We start from the raw sequence: 14,429 nt of genomic DNA on the forward strand, positions 1-14,429 counted from the left end.
TTAATTAATACAAAATATTTAACGATTGTAGCCGTTGCCTATATATTTTTTATAATAATGATTGGTTTAATAAAATAATAATACGATTTAAATAGATTATTTGAAATAATTTATTAATTTAATCGTCTGATTATATTAGAACCGATGAAGGTATTCACTACACAGCCTTTTCAGATTGTTTATTCGCTGTTTGAGCACGAATACCTGGGCTATTTATTCCAGTCATATGTGGTGCAGGTAAATAGTAAAAATCAGCTTACCCTGCAGCACCAAAATATTTCAGCTAAAAATGCCACTGAATTCTCCTCGCGCTTAGATGCAGTAGATTTTAAATTAATAAGTCTAATAGATCAAATTCAGCAGGAAGCAGTGGTGAAGAAGTTTTCCCCTAAAAAGCTTAGTGTTGCTGATTTCTTCCTTAAAACGTTTGATTCCGAAAAAGGCGATAAAGTTTTACAAGATACTATTATTAGCTTCGTGCAAGGCCGGCTTGCCAAGATTCTGGATTTATTATGCCATGATAAAAAGGTTTTTATTATGGGAAAGGACGGTGAACCTACCTGGAAACCAATACATCTGGCTCAGGATAAAGCCAGTATTCTATTTCATTTCAGACGCAACGAAGAAAATACGCATTACTTTCCCACTATAAAGTTTGGTGGCGAAAAGTTAGATTTCCAATATAAAAATGCTGTTTTGGTTTGTAATGACCCTGCGTGGTTATTATTGAACGATGTGCTATACAGTTTCCAAAAAGATGTAGACGGTAAAAAGCTTCAGCCTTTTCTGAATAAGAAATTTATCTTGATACCGCGGAAAGTGGAGGAAGCGTATTACCAGAAATTTGTGGCTCCTTTGGTAGAACAATTTGATGTTTATGCCAAAGGCTTCGATATAAAATCGGAGAAGTTTGAACCAAACCCGCATTTAACTTTTACAGAGATAATAGATGCTGCTGCCAACCCAAAGTTGTTTGTAAATGGTAACGGACTTTTAAATGGAAACGGTAAAAACGGCAGTACTGAAAAAATTGTTTTTAATCTGTCCTTTAAATACGGCGACTATACCATCCAAAATCAGGATGTAAAGCAGGTAAGTGTAAACGTAGAAAAAACTTCTGATTCTTATGTGTTTCACCGGCTAATACGGGATATAGATAATGAAAAAGAGTTTGTAAAAGAGCTAACCAAACGGGCATTAGAAGTTAAAAATGGCAAAGCTGTTTTAGACAAAAATCTGGCTTTTTCGTGGCTGAATAATTACGCACAGGAATTACAGGAACTCGGCTTTACCATTAAACAGCTAAATGGGGGCAGCAATAAAAATTATTTTATCGGTGAGGTAAAAATTAGTGTCGGCATCCAGGAAAACAACGATTGGTTTGACATTTACGGAACAGTTCATTTCGGTGAATTTGAAGTTCCTTTTATAAAACTAAAGAGTTACATCCTGAACCGGAGAAACGAATACAAGCTGCCTAACGGACAAATAGCCATTATTCCGGACGAGTGGTTTACCCAATACATAGAACTATTTGCTTTTTCGGACGGCGACGAGCAGGAATTAACCTTGCGCAAACACCACATGGCGCTTGTAAATGAGTTGCAGAATGGCAACCTAGCTGTGGTAACCATGACGCGTAAACTGGAAAAACTGCGCGAGTTTGATACTATTGACGATAAGCCGTTACCAGTTGGTTTTAAAGGGAGTCTGCGTCCCTATCAAAAAGCGGGTTATAACTGGCTGCACTTTGTAAAAGACTATAAATTTGGCGGTTGTTTAGCTGATGACATGGGTTTAGGAAAAACCGTACAAACGCTGGCAATGCTACAATACCAAAAGGAAAATGGAGCCCAGAGCGCTTCCCTGCTGGTAATGCCTACTTCGCTTATATATAACTGGCTAAACGAGGCTCAAAGGTTTACCCCTGAGTTACGCGTATTGAATTACACTGGGACCTATCGCGATAAAACCGTTTCCCAATTTAAGCACTACGATCTTATTCTTACTTCTTATGGTATTGTGCGATTAGATAAGGAGTTGCTTAAAAGTTATTATTTTGATTATATAATCCTGGACGAGTCGCAGTCTATTAAAAATCCTGGCTCAAATACTTCTTTAGCCGTTCGCGAATTAAAGTCCAAGCACAAGTTAATTCTAACGGGTACACCCGTAGAAAACAGCACAATGGATTTATGGTCGCAGATGTCGTTTATAAATCCGGGGTTATTAGGTAATCAAAATTTCTTTAAAGAAGAGTTTTTGAAGCCCATAGAAAAAGATAAAGACGAAGCCAAAACCAAGAAACTGCATTCGCTGATAAAACCATTTATTTTGCGGCGGCATAAGTCGCAGGTTGCTACTGAATTGCCAGAAAAAGTAGAGCATATTACCTACTGCAAAATGACGGAAGAACAGGAACATGCTTATGAAGAAACCAAGTCTTTCTACCGGAATAAAATCCTGAAAAGTCTGGAAGAAAAAGGGACCAACAATACGCAGTTTATGCTCTTACAGGGCTTAATGAAACTAAGACAAATTGCGAATCATCCGCGGATGGCTGATGAAGCTTACGAAGGTGAATCCGGTAAAATGAAAGAAATTATCCGGATGATTCGCAATGTAGTGGCCAAAGGGCACAAGGTGTTAATATTCAGTCAATTTGTTAAGCATCTGGAAATTGTACGTTCTGCGTTACACGAAAGACAGATAATTTACACCTACCTGGACGGCAGTACTAAAAACCGACAGGGGGAGGTAGAACGTTTCCAGAATGATGAAAGCATTCGCGTATTTTTGATTTCACTTAAAGCCGGTGGGGTAGGGTTGAATTTAACGGCCGCAGATTATGTTTTTATTCTTGACCCGTGGTGGAACCCAGCCATTGAGGCCCAAGCTGTAGACCGGGCGCATCGCATTGGCCAACAAAATACCGTATTTACTTATAAATTTATTACCAAAGATTCGGTAGAAGAAAAAATACTGGCGCTTCAGAATAAGAAGTTACAGTTAGTTACGGATCTTATTTCTACGGATGAGGCTATCATGAAAAACTTAACCAAGGATGATATAGAAAACTTATTAAGTTAACGAAAACATAGTAATAGTAGTCCTACAACAGCAAGGCCAGAACGTAATATTCTGGCCTTGCTGTTGTAGGACTATTTTGTAAAATGGGATATCCAGAGATAAGGAAATTAGCATGAATGCTTGTTCTGGTATGTGTAATACTGGTGGTTAAGTACAGAAATTTAAGTTAAAGCTATCTTCCTTATACAGAAGAATTAATAAGATTAACTAGCGAACCTGTTTCTTGTTTTTGACGAAATCTAAAATTGTTAATAGTAGCTAATTCAAAATTATGAAGTTTAGCTGAAAGCTGTTAATGATATAAGTGGGAAATAAAGGATCAGCAAAGAATATTTCTAATAAATATTTAAGGTATTAGCTTATGCAATTAGTTAGTTATCAATTAAATATATTTTATAAAAATATAAAGGGCTAAAAATTATTAAAGTTATATAAAATATTATATATAAAGTAATAACTTGTAATCCTAAAATAATGCTGTTTGAAAGAAATTAGCGAATGATTTGTGAAAATTAGTATACATACAACCGTAGGGCAAGACTTTCAAACTGTTTTTTATAACTTCGATCGAGAATTGTTTTTGTATTTAGCTCCTCCTTATCCTAAGCTTAAACTTCTACGATTTGATGGAACTGAACCAGGAGATTTGGTTGCAGTCGAGTTAGACTTTGTCCTATTCCGGCAATACTTTGCAAGTTTTATTTTAGATCGGAAAGAATCTGAGAAGGCTGCTTATTTTATTGATTTGGGACAAAATTTGCCGTGGCCATTGCGGTATTGGCAACACAAGCATTTGATTACTGAACACAATGGCGGCGCTGTTATAAGCGACTTAATAGAATATAAAACTTTCTCCAAAATTATAGATTGGCTAATTTACCCATTTATGTATGTGCAGTTTGCCCGCAGGAAAGCTATCTATAAATCCGTCTTTAATTAGGTTAAGCCACTAAAAATTCCTGCACAATAATTTCCCACTCCTGAGCTAACGAAACGTTGGGCATTTTACGGCCTGCGCGGTTGTACCAGTAGTTGGCATTCCATTGGTCGCCCTCTTTCCGGTGCAGATAAGCGTGCACCAGGCAATGGGGAGCCGTATTTACTTCCTGCGCAATTTCATGAGCCTGGTTCCAATCTTCTTTTCCGTCGTACCACATAGCTTTTAATTCGGAGCTTAAGCCTGCGGGAGGATTTCCGTTTGATAAAGAAGATTTAAATTCCTGCAAAGTCATAGAAAGATATAGTAGTTATAGTGCTAATAAGGGTTTACGCAAGCGGCCTTTTTACTGTTAAGCAGCTTAAAAGGGCGTACATGGTATACCGCATAGGTAGAATTTAAAAGCAACTAATATGAACGGAAATAAGGAAAGTCTAGGGCAATTTTTTCTCCTAAATGAAAAACCGTTTGTTCAAAATTATTGCCAAGTGTAGAGGTTAACTCTCTTTCAAATTGCCAAAGTAAATCGTTGGTTTGGCCGTTGTGCAAGCTCACGATGGCTTTGCCGGCACTTGGGCCTGCCATTTTTTTAAAGCGCTTCAGGTTTTCAAATAACCTAGCCTGGGAAACCAGCTTTTCGTCCCGTTCTATGGTGCAGCTAACAATAGCATCAACACCTAACACAGAGGCCAATTGTTGAGCTGATAGAGTCTTCAAGCTTTCAGCCGTAATATTATTTTCTTCCAGTAATTGTTTGGTTCTGGAGATATCCTGGATAGTAATATTCTTTATTTTAAAATACTTTTCTTTTTGTAAGCAGGCAAATAAAACAGGATAAGCATTTTGAGCCTCTAAATAAGCCCGGTGTTGTAATTCCTGAACAGGAGTATGGTATTTAGGGTCTTTATCAATGATAATATCAATAGGTAAAATAGCTACCTGTTTATGCTCCTGGGTAAGCTCCTTAAATTTTTTGTGGGTTAAAATCTTGCGTACGCCTCTATCGGGAGCTTTAACTTTCTCCTTTTTTAGTTTAACCTCGGAGGCAATAAGTTTGGGATGAACTTCTTTAAATAGATGTTGAGCTTGGCTAACGTAAGAAGCAAAAAATAAAAATAATACTACTGGAAGGGTAAAGCATTGTTTCATTCTCTTAATTAAAAGAAAATTAAGAAGTTATAAAAGTAAAAAATAATAAATTTATTTATAGGTAGTTATATCTGAATTTGCAGTTATTTTAAACTATTTTAACCTTTTCAGGTTAACACAGGAAATATAAATTTACTAGTTTACAGGCGTGAAAAAAGCCGGTATTGTAGGTTCTGGTATAGGTGGTATTGCTGCAGCTATTCGATTAGCAGTAAAAGGGTATGCCGTTACCGTTTTTGAAGCTAGCGAAACCTTTGGCGGCAAGATGAAGCAGTTTCAATTGGGCGGATACCGGTTTGATATGGGGCCATCGTTATTTACGATGCCGCACCTGGTAGACGAGCTATTTACTTTGGCTGATAGAAATCCAGGCGATTATTTTCAGTATCAGAAGTTGGATATCATTACCCAATACTTTTTTGCTGACAATACCCGATTAACGGCCTATGCCGAGCCTGTTCAATTTGCCCGGGAGGTAGAAGCCACGTTTAATATTCCGCAGGCAGATGTATTGCAGTATTTACATAAAAGTGCCCGCATTTATAACGCTACCGCTGATACCTTTTTGCACAAGTCGTTGCATAAGGTAAAAACCTACCTGAGTAAAGATATTTTGAAAACCATACCGGTTCTGCCGGATTTGGGGCTTACTACCACCATGCACAAAGCTAATGCTCAGGCCTTCCAAGATGCCCGTTTTGTACAACTACTGGATCGGTTTGCTACCTATAATGGCTCAGACCCTTATCAGGCTCCGGCTACGTTAAATCTGATTCCGCACTTAGAACATAACCTCGGGGCTTATTATCCAACTGGGGGCATTTATGCTATTGCCAAAAGCTTAGTACAATTAGCCGAGGAACTTGGTGTGGTGTTTAAGTACAAGGAGCCGGTGAAGGAAATAGTGGTTGAAAATAACCATATAACGGGTGTACGTACTGCTAAAGCTCTTTACAATTCTGATGTGGTAGTAAGTAATATGGATATTGTACCTACGTACCGCAAATTGTTGCCTGGTGTAACCGCTCCCGAAGACACCTTGCAACAACCCCGTTCCAGTTCTGCTTTAATATACTATTGGGGAATACGCCACAGCTTTCCTGAATTGCACCTGCACAATATATTCTTTAGCAAAAACTATCAGGAAGAATTCAGACATATTTTTCAGGAAAAGGATATAAGTCTGGACCCCACCGTGTATGTAAACATAACCTCTAAATATTCGCCGGAAGATGCGCCGGAAGAATGTGAAAATTGGTTTGTAATGGTAAATGTACCGCATAACGAAGGCCAGGACTGGGATAACTTAATCAGGACAACACGGGCAAATGTGATTCAAAAATTATCAGCCGTTCTTGGGGTAAATTTAGACCAATTAATAGAAGCAGAACAAATCTGGGATCCGCGGGGCATAGAAGCGCAAACGTCTTCGTTCGCCGGGGCTTTGTATGGCAGTAGCTCTAACAACAAAATGGCGGCTTTCTTACGTCATGCTAATTTTAGCTCCAGTGTTAAAGGCCTGTACTTTTGTGGAGGCAGTGTGCACCCGGGAGGTGGTATTCCGTTATGTTTGCTATCTGCTAAAATAGTAGGCGATCTGGTGCCAGCTAACTAGATAAATATATGAAAGATAAAAAGCTTGTAATAGCGGTTACCGTACTAATAATTTTGCATGTGGTCGGTTTTTTTGGAATCGCATTTAGTCCGTACCGTAACTGGTTTTTAGATTTAACAGCTTTTAATCTGGCAATAACAGCTTTTCTCCTGTTTTCTTTTCATAAGACCTGGAATCTATCATTTACTCTTTTTGCTGCTGTTGCATTTGCGGTAGGGCTTGTGGTAGAATTAATAGGTGTTCATACCAATCTGCTTTTTGGTAGTTACGTTTATGGAAACGGCTTGGGGCCCAAGCTGTGGGATGTACCCTTGGTTATAGCGCTTAACTGGTTAATGCTGGTGTACATTACAGGGGTGTTGGTAACGCCTTTTAAATGGCATTGGCTTATAAAAGCATTTTTAGCTGCCGGTTTTATGGTATTACTGGATTTACTGATTGAGCCTGTTGCCGCCATTTTAAATTTCTGGACCTGGCACAATTACCAAATACCCGCTACCAATTATTGGGGATGGTTAGGAGTAGGCTTTTTGTTGCAGATTTACTTTCAGCAAGCCGATTTCCAGAAAGCCAACTCCATGGCTAAATATGTATATGCTACCCAGTTTTTTTTCTTTTTAGGATTTAATCTAATGTTTTAATTACTGGTTTAGTAGTAAGGCGCTAAACAATAAAAGAACAAACTTGCTTGATAGAAGTGGTAAAAGGTGAAAATAAAGCTTTAACGGTAACCCTTTTCAGTACGCTTTAGCTTTCGCAGGTAACTCTTTAAAATATCTCTGAAACCTTCTCCCTTGCTCCATTAATTTTGTGTTTTCGTAATCTAAAATGGTAAATTTTATTGAATATTTTCTAAAATGTATCTTTTTTAAGCTTGGAAACTAATTATGTGTTAAAAGTTTTTATCTTGTTTTAAATTTTAGATACTTAAAATAGTAAAGCTTCAATAGAGAAATATGGTATTAGCAGGCCGGGAAGCATTATTCAGGAAAGCCATGTCCTATTTTTATAAAAATGGGGTAAAAAGTATATCCGGAAAAAAGATATGCGAAGATTTTGATTTATCTGAGGAAGACTTTAAAATTCATTTCAAAAACAAAGAAGGCTTTCTGAGGCAGGCAGTTGAATTTGATCTGGAAGACCAGAAAAATCAGGAAAAGGAAGTATTGGTAAATACAGACAATGCTGTAGAGGAAATTATTAAAATACTGCGCCACTATACACTTAAAATAGCCAATATACATCCTTCTTATTTTATTCAGATCCAATATTTGTACCCGGAGGTATGGCAAACTTATCTGCGGCATGCCCAAATGTACGGCTATTACCTATTCTACGACCTCATTAGCAAAGGCATCGATCAACAGTTACTTCGTCGGGATTTAAATATTGAAATTGTGACGAAGGTTTTGATAGAACAAATTAATGTAATGCATAATACTCATCTCTTTCCTAAACATCGGTATAATATGGGCGAGGTGTTTAGAAGCATTTACCTGTTTTACTTACGCGGTATTTGTACTGAGAAAGGGTTACATAAAGCCGATCAGTTATTTGTTCATAACATTTTTGATTAATCAAGTTTTTCTCTCTTCCTCCATAGGAGCAGGTACAAATTAATATTGAGTAGAATCTAATTAATTTTTCTATTTTTAACCAGTAATAATTCAGGAAGTATCAATATTAAAGGCTGATTGTATTTGCTAATTGGCTAAAAAGCGTGACGTATAAATAAAATGATGTTAAGAGATACCGTTTTGCAAGAGGCAGTTAATCTTGTAAAAACAGAAGGTTTGGCTGATTTCAATGAACAGAATATATTGGTCAGACTTGATATTAGCCAGGCTACTTTTAAGGAGTTATTTTCCGGAATGGAGGATATGGTGAATAAGGTAGTAATGTATGACCTGGAAAACCAAAAGAAGGAGCACGCCAAAGCTTTTGCCCATTCCAAAAATGCCGTAGAAGACATTATGTTTTTATTGCAGGACGGTATTGAAAGTGTTAAAAAAACCAATCCTGTTTATTATAAGCAATTGCAGGAAAAATACCCTAAAGCTTGGGCCATTTCGCTGGAGCATTTAAATTCTTATTCTTACCCCCAGGTGCACGACGTTATAAACAGGGGCGTATTAGAAGGTAGCTTTCGGCGGGATGTAAATATTCAGTTAGTTACTAAAATTATTTTAGAACAACTGAATATGATGTTAAACCCGGCTATTTTTCCGCCTGAAAGATATAATTTAGCGGAAGTTTTTCGAAGCATCTATTTATATTATGTAAGAGGTATTTGCACGGAAAGTGGCTCCAAGTTAGCTGAAGAATATTTTACCCGGAATAGGTTATAAGTTATAAAGTACATTCAGAACCTAAACAAGAAGGCCAGCTGCACTTAGTGTAGCTGGCCTTCTTGTTTAGGTTCTAGTTATATTCTATGAAATAGAAACGCGTACCTTCTGCGTAAATTCCCGCAGAGCCGTTTTAAAGTCTGTTTGGTGGTCGTGCATGTGGTTTAAAATCCAGATGGCGCCAAAAACATGCGTTAATTGTTCGCCTTCATCAGAACCCTCTACCTCAAAATCTGGTTGCTGTTCGTCCAGTAGTAATTCTTCAGCGTGGCGCAGCGACTCAATAGTTTGCGTTTCGACTAACTTTTTTATAGCTGGTATTTTCATAAGCTTAGTTTAATTTATTAATTAAATTAGTTACCGCATCCTCTTTGCTGGCGGCTACTGTATCTACTAATTCGCCATTTTTAAATACAGCAAAGAAAGGTAAATTAGTAACACCGGCTACTTTGCGGGCTTCCGGGCTTTGTTCAGCGTTTACATCAACAAAAGTAACATCTTTATACTGCTCATTATCCGACATACGCTTAAACTTTGGAGAAAATAAACGACAGTTACCACACCAGTCGGCATAGTATTTCACAATAACTTTCTCGTTAGAGGTAAGAATATTATTAAAATCAGAATCGGTTGCTTGAATAATTGCCATATTTCTAAATGGTTTACTTAAAATTTTGTACAAAATTACGTAATTTATTTAATTGGCATCAACTATACGTAGTCCTAATGAGAAAGATTATTAGGTTTATTATGTTTAGGGTTAGTTATTTAAACAGGTTCCGGATTCGTTGATCTTTGCCACGTTTCATAGTTAAGCTAGCTAGTACTACCTGCCGCTTTAACGGCAGGTGCCACCTTCCTATTGGTTCGCCGGTTTTAAAGCCATTAAGTTTATAACCTGGAAACTGTGCCTGTAAGGTGGCAAAATCGGCTGTTGCAATATCTGTATTAACCTGGCCATGGCATTTTAAGCAAGTATTTTTTAGATAGATAGGAGCCGTGTATAAAACTTCTGTTTGGCTTAAGCGCTGGGTTTGGGCGGTTGTAAGTTTGCTCTGGTGGTCTGTTTGCCGTGTAAGCTTAGTTTGTAATTCCTGCGCCATAGAAGTTATTTCAGCGTATTTTTCCGGCGGATAAACAGTTAGGGCCTGAGTTATACCTCCATTTTCAAAGGCCTGGGTTAGGCGGGTGTGCAACAGCGTATCAGCAATAAAAACTAAGCTGTCACCAATCCGGGTGGCTTCTGATAATATTTGTTTGTCGGTAATACGTTTTACCGATCTTCGCTCAAACTCATCAGCAATTTCTTTCCCATTCTCCAGTTTTTTAGGTTTACAGCCAGAATCAAATAGCACTGAACTAACGAGAAGTAACAGAAAACAAAACCTGTATAGCATGGTTATGGATTTTAGACGCAAGTTAAACCCTGCCAGTTATATTACGGTACAACCAAATAAATTTTTGCTTTAGAAATAACCTTTGTTGCTCATATGCAACTCTTGTGCATTCACAAATGTTATTTATTATCTTTGCAGTTAAAACACAATTTCTAAAGAAATGTTAGATAAATTAGAAGCGATCAAAGAGCGTTTTGAAGATGTTAGCCAGCAGCTCATACAGCCGGATGCTATGAGCGACATGAAGAAATACAAATCGCTTAACAAGGAATATAAAGACCTTGAAAAGATCGTAATTGAATATAAAAAATACTTAAACCTGATTAGCAATATTGATAATGCCAAGCAGGTAATTGCTACCGAAAAAGACGAGGAATTTCGGGAAATGGCGAAGGAAGAGCTGGACGAGCTGCTTCCGCAGTTGGATGAAATGGAAGAATTGATTAAAAACCTGTTGATTCCAAAAGACCCGAACGATAGTAAAGACATTATTATTGAAATCAGAGCTGGCGCTGGCGGCGATGAGGCCTCTATTTTTGCCGGTGATTTGCACCGCATGTACTCTCGTTTTGCTGAGAAACAAGGCTGGAAAATGGAATTGATTGATGCACAGGAAGGTACTTCCGGTGGTTATAAAGAAATTATTTCCAGTATTTCCGGCGAAGATGTATACGGCAAGCTTAAATTTGAATCAGGTGTGCACCGGGTACAACGGGTACCGGCTACCGAAACACAAGGTCGTATTCACACCTCCGTAGCCAGTGTGGTGGTATTACCAGAAGTAGAAGAGTTTGATATAGAGTTGAGCATGAACGATATCCGAAAAGACCTTTTCTGTGCTTCCGGACCAGGTGGGCAGTCGGTAAACACTACTTATTCGGCCGTTCGTTTAACCCACATTCCATCTGGTATTGTGGCGCAGTGCCAGGACCAGAAATCCCAGTTAAAAAACTTTGATAAAGCTCTCAAAGTTTTACGTTCGCGGGTTTATGAAGTAGAGTTGGCTAAAAAACTGGAAGAAGAAGGTGCGCAACGAAAAAGCATGGTAGGTGGCAACGATCGTTCAGATAAAATCCGGACCTATAACTATCCGCAAGGCCGGGTTACCGATCACCGGATTGGCCATACTGTTTATAACCTACCTTCTGTAATGGATGGTAACATTGACGACTTTGTGGAACAGTTGCGTATTGCTGAAAGTGCCGAGAGATTAAAAGAAGGGGTTGCGTAATTTTTTAACCGTAACCTTTTATAATGATAGCTATTCTGATTAAATTGTTTAATTGTTATTCGCTTTACAATACAAGCCTGACGATTAAACAATTTAATACTTCTAAATCTTAATTACTTGGTTAGGGGAGATGCAAAACAGTTATTTGCCGGATGTGGTTTATGAGCTAAACCTGATATCTAGAAAGGTTAAAAGTGAGTTTGGGGGCCTTACTACAGAGCAGCTAAACTGGAAGCCATCGGCAGATGCGTGGAGCATTGGGCAATGCCTTGATCATTTAATCAAGACCAATATTTTATATTTCCCTGTTTTTGCGTCTATCCATAACGGTAGGTATAAGAAACCTTTCTTAGGTAATTTACCAGGTTTACCGGCCCTAACCGGCCGGATGATGCTAAAAGCCTTAGACCCATCATCTGCCAAAAAACTGAAGACACCCGGAGCTTTTAAACCTGCGGCCAGTAATATACCAGGTACTGTTGTTACTGATTTTGGCTATCACCAGGAAGAATTTATCCGACAAATTACGGCAACGGATAAAGTTAAACATGATAAAGTTATTGTAGCCTCACCTATTTCGGGGCTAATTACTTTTAGCTTGAAGGATTGTATTAATATTTGTGTAACGCACGAAGAAAGGCATTTTTTACAGGCTAAACGCGTCCTGAAAAACCAATCATTCCCAATAAATACTAAAAATAATTCGTTCTCCAGAAAATAACCCTTCTGGCAACCTTATTTATAACACCCAGGGAAGGATGGCGTAAGAATGGTTGTTATAAGTACATTCAATAATATTCTGTGAATTACCTCATTGGCTTTTTGTTATTAATTTCGGTTTGGGTAGGTCTGGTAGCTTGCGAGCCGGAAGAGGAGGTAGTAATCAGAAATCCCAAAGCAGATTTAGAGTTTTCAGCTGATTCAGTGTTGTTTGATACAGTTTTTGTACAAACAGGCAGTGTAACCAGGCGCCTGACAGTTTATAACTTTAATAAAAATGCAGTTGAGGTAGACGAGATCAGGTTAGGAAATGCTACCAACTCGCCCTATACCCTTATTATTGATGGGGTAGATGGCCCGGTTGCCCGCCAGGTGCGTATCCGGGGCCAGGATAGCTTATATGTGCTGGTAAAAGTCAAGATTAAGCCGGGCAATAGTAATGCGCCTTTCTTGGTACAGGATGCTATTAGTTTTAAAATCAATAATAAAGTTCAGGATGTAAAATTGGTAGCCTATGGGCAGGAGGCCTATTTCTATCGGGATGTCGAATTGCCTTGTGATGCTACCTGGGCTGCCGATAAGCCTCATGTAATATACGGAAATATTAAGGTGAAAGACGGATGTTCCCTTACCATTCAGAAGGGAGCCCGGATTTATGCGCATAAAGATGCTGCTCTGCAAATAAGCGGTACTTTACGCATAGAAGGCACCTCCGACCAGCGGGTAATATTTGATGGAGACCGGTTGGAGCCCTTTTACAACGAAGTTCCCGGGCAATGGTCGGGTATTCAGTTTTTGGGAAAAAGCAAAAACAACACAATCCGGTATGCTGATATAAGAAATGCGAATGTTGCTATTTTAGCTAATAACAGCGACCGGAATGCCAATACTTATGATGTTGTATTGGAGAATTGTATTATTAAAAATATGTTTACGGCAGGTATTCTGAGCTATACAGCCGATGTGGAAGTAATTAATTCGCTTATAACCAATTGTGGACAATATGCTGTAGCTGGTTTAGGAGGTGGTACTTATAGTTTTAAATATTGTACCATTGCTAATTATACACCCGAATTTAAGCGCGAAACTCCCTCCTTTTATTTTACAGACCAAGAAAAGCAAGTAACCTACCGGCTTAAAATAGCAATGGTCAATTCTATTATTTGGGCTGGTAAAAGAGGGCTGCGCCTAACAGAAGAAATGCATTTGCAACATACCGGTGGAACTACTCTGGATACAACTTTTACCCATAACATTCTGCAAACAGAGCGGTATAAAAATGTGTTAAATAAAACTAACTTAATTAATCAGGAGCCCGGCTTCAAAAATACACCAGAAACTACCCGTAATTATAAATACGATTACAGCTTAGTTGCCGGGGCAAAAGCCAATGGAGCGGCTAAACCATTACCGGATATACAAAAAGATATAAAAGATGTAGTCCGGGATGCAACGGCTCCGGATATAGGCACCTACGAACTTCCTTAACCCTTAGAACTATGGAATGGTACCAAAAGAGTTTTCGACTTCCGGCATTAAAGCGGGGTTTTCATTTAATAACAGATTTGGTGGTGGCTGAAATGTCTGAAATCGAAAAGATAAAAGTTGGCCTGGCGCATGTCTTTATCCGGCATACTTCGGCTAGCTTAACCATTAATGAAGATGCGGACCCTACGGTAAGAATGGATTTTGAAAGCCACTTTAACAAGATGGTACCAGAAAATGCTCCTTATTACCGACATAATGATGAGGGTTCTGATGATATGCCGGCTCACTTAAAAGCATCTATTTTGGGTAATTCCGTTACCATACCCATCACCAATGGAAAACTTAATCTAGGTACCTGGCAAGGTATTTACCTTTGCGAGCACCGCGACCATGCCACACGCCGCTGGATAGTGGTTACACTACAAGGCCAGAGTTTGTAATTAGTTTTTCTGAT

15 protein-coding genes are annotated in these 14,429 nt (G+C 38.4%); 10 read left to right on the plus strand and 5 right to left on the minus strand.

The genetic code is table 11. From position 1 onward, the window contains the following. Window positions 1-144 precede the first annotated feature (144 nt). Both ADHAQ_RS0107875 and ADHAQ_RS0107880 read left to right on the plus strand, forming a co-directional pair. Window positions 145-3,090 (plus strand): DEAD/DEAH box helicase, encoded by a 2,946-nt coding sequence (locus tag ADHAQ_RS0107875; RefSeq protein WP_026462469.1) that lies wholly within the window; start codon window positions 145-147, stop codon window positions 3,088-3,090. Between the two features lie 505 nt (window positions 3,091-3,595). Beyond that, complete coding sequence (locus ADHAQ_RS0107880; RefSeq protein WP_026462470.1) at window positions 3,596-4,030, plus strand: hypothetical protein; 435 nt, start codon at window positions 3,596-3,598, stop codon at window positions 4,028-4,030. A gap of 1 nt (window position 4,031) precedes the next feature. Here the strand turns inward: ADHAQ_RS0107880 and ADHAQ_RS0107885 are convergent, their stop codons facing one another. After that, window positions 4,032-4,322 (minus strand): hypothetical protein, encoded by a 291-nt coding sequence (locus ADHAQ_RS0107885; protein WP_026462471.1) that lies wholly within the window; start codon window positions 4,320-4,322, stop codon window positions 4,032-4,034. A gap of 113 nt (window positions 4,323-4,435) precedes the next feature. Continuing rightward, a complete protein-coding gene (locus ADHAQ_RS0107890; protein WP_026462472.1) occupies window positions 4,436-5,176 on the minus strand; it encodes a hypothetical protein in 741 nt (246 codons plus the stop codon). 148 nt (window positions 5,177-5,324) lie between these two features. Between ADHAQ_RS0107890 and crtD the strand changes: the two genes are divergently transcribed. The 4 genes from crtD to ADHAQ_RS0107910 all read left to right on the plus strand — a co-directional run bounded on the left by crtD (window position 5,325) and on the right by ADHAQ_RS0107910 (window position 9,139). After that, window positions 5,325-6,791, plus strand: coding sequence for a 1-hydroxycarotenoid 3,4-desaturase CrtD (crtD, locus tag ADHAQ_RS0107895; protein WP_026462473.1), 1,467 nt, complete (start codon window positions 5,325-5,327; stop codon window positions 6,789-6,791). Window positions 6,792-6,799: 8 nt separating this feature from the next. Continuing rightward, window positions 6,800-7,432: a carotenoid biosynthesis protein gene (locus ADHAQ_RS0107900; RefSeq protein ID WP_026462474.1), complete on the plus strand. Its 633-nt coding sequence runs from the start codon at window positions 6,800-6,802 to the stop codon at window positions 7,430-7,432. 315 nt (window positions 7,433-7,747) lie between these two features. Further along, window positions 7,748-8,368 (plus strand): TetR/AcrR family transcriptional regulator, encoded by a 621-nt coding sequence (locus ADHAQ_RS0107905; RefSeq protein ID WP_026462475.1) that lies wholly within the window; start codon window positions 7,748-7,750, stop codon window positions 8,366-8,368. A 159-nt stretch (window positions 8,369-8,527) separates the two neighbouring features. Further along, a complete protein-coding gene (locus tag ADHAQ_RS0107910) occupies window positions 8,528-9,139 on the plus strand; it encodes a hypothetical protein (protein ID WP_026462476.1) in 612 nt (203 codons plus the stop codon). A gap of 84 nt (window positions 9,140-9,223) precedes the next feature. Here ADHAQ_RS0107910 and ADHAQ_RS0107915 read toward each other — a convergent pair whose 3' ends face one another. From ADHAQ_RS0107915 to ADHAQ_RS0107925, 3 genes are all read right to left on the minus strand, one after another. Beyond that, on the minus strand, window positions 9,224-9,466 hold the full coding sequence (locus ADHAQ_RS0107915) for a DUF6952 family protein (protein ID WP_026462477.1): 243 nt from the start codon (window positions 9,464-9,466) through the stop codon (window positions 9,224-9,226). Window positions 9,467-9,470: 4 nt separating this feature from the next. After that, a complete protein-coding gene (locus ADHAQ_RS0107920) occupies window positions 9,471-9,788 on the minus strand; it encodes a thioredoxin family protein (protein WP_026462478.1) in 318 nt (105 codons plus the stop codon). Between the two features lie 115 nt (window positions 9,789-9,903). After that, window positions 9,904-10,536: a c-type heme family protein gene (locus tag ADHAQ_RS0107925; RefSeq protein ID WP_157433372.1), complete on the minus strand. Its 633-nt coding sequence runs from the start codon at window positions 10,534-10,536 to the stop codon at window positions 9,904-9,906. A 160-nt stretch (window positions 10,537-10,696) separates the two neighbouring features. On the opposite strand from ADHAQ_RS0107925, the gene prfA reads away from it, so the two are divergent. The 4 genes from prfA to ADHAQ_RS0107945 all read left to right on the plus strand — a co-directional run bounded on the left by prfA (window position 10,697) and on the right by ADHAQ_RS0107945 (window position 14,415). After that, on the plus strand, window positions 10,697-11,767 hold the full coding sequence (gene prfA, locus ADHAQ_RS0107930) for a peptide chain release factor 1 (RefSeq protein WP_026462480.1): 1,071 nt from the start codon (window positions 10,697-10,699) through the stop codon (window positions 11,765-11,767). 130 nt (window positions 11,768-11,897) lie between these two features. Continuing rightward, window positions 11,898-12,488, plus strand: coding sequence for a DinB family protein (locus ADHAQ_RS0107935; protein WP_026462481.1), 591 nt, complete (start codon window positions 11,898-11,900; stop codon window positions 12,486-12,488). Window positions 12,489-12,568: 80 nt separating this feature from the next. Next, window positions 12,569-13,975: a right-handed parallel beta-helix repeat-containing protein gene (locus ADHAQ_RS0107940; protein WP_026462482.1), complete on the plus strand. Its 1,407-nt coding sequence runs from the start codon at window positions 12,569-12,571 to the stop codon at window positions 13,973-13,975. A gap of 11 nt (window positions 13,976-13,986) precedes the next feature. After that, entirely contained in the window at window positions 13,987-14,415 is a 429-nt protein-coding gene (locus ADHAQ_RS0107945; protein ID WP_026462483.1) for a secondary thiamine-phosphate synthase enzyme YjbQ, read from the plus strand. Window positions 14,416-14,429 lie beyond the last annotated feature (14 nt).

Origin of the sequence: Adhaeribacter aquaticus DSM 16391 (assembly GCF_000473365.1) — a bacterium.
Taxonomy (GTDB): domain Bacteria; phylum Bacteroidota; class Bacteroidia; order Cytophagales; family Hymenobacteraceae; genus Adhaeribacter; species Adhaeribacter aquaticus.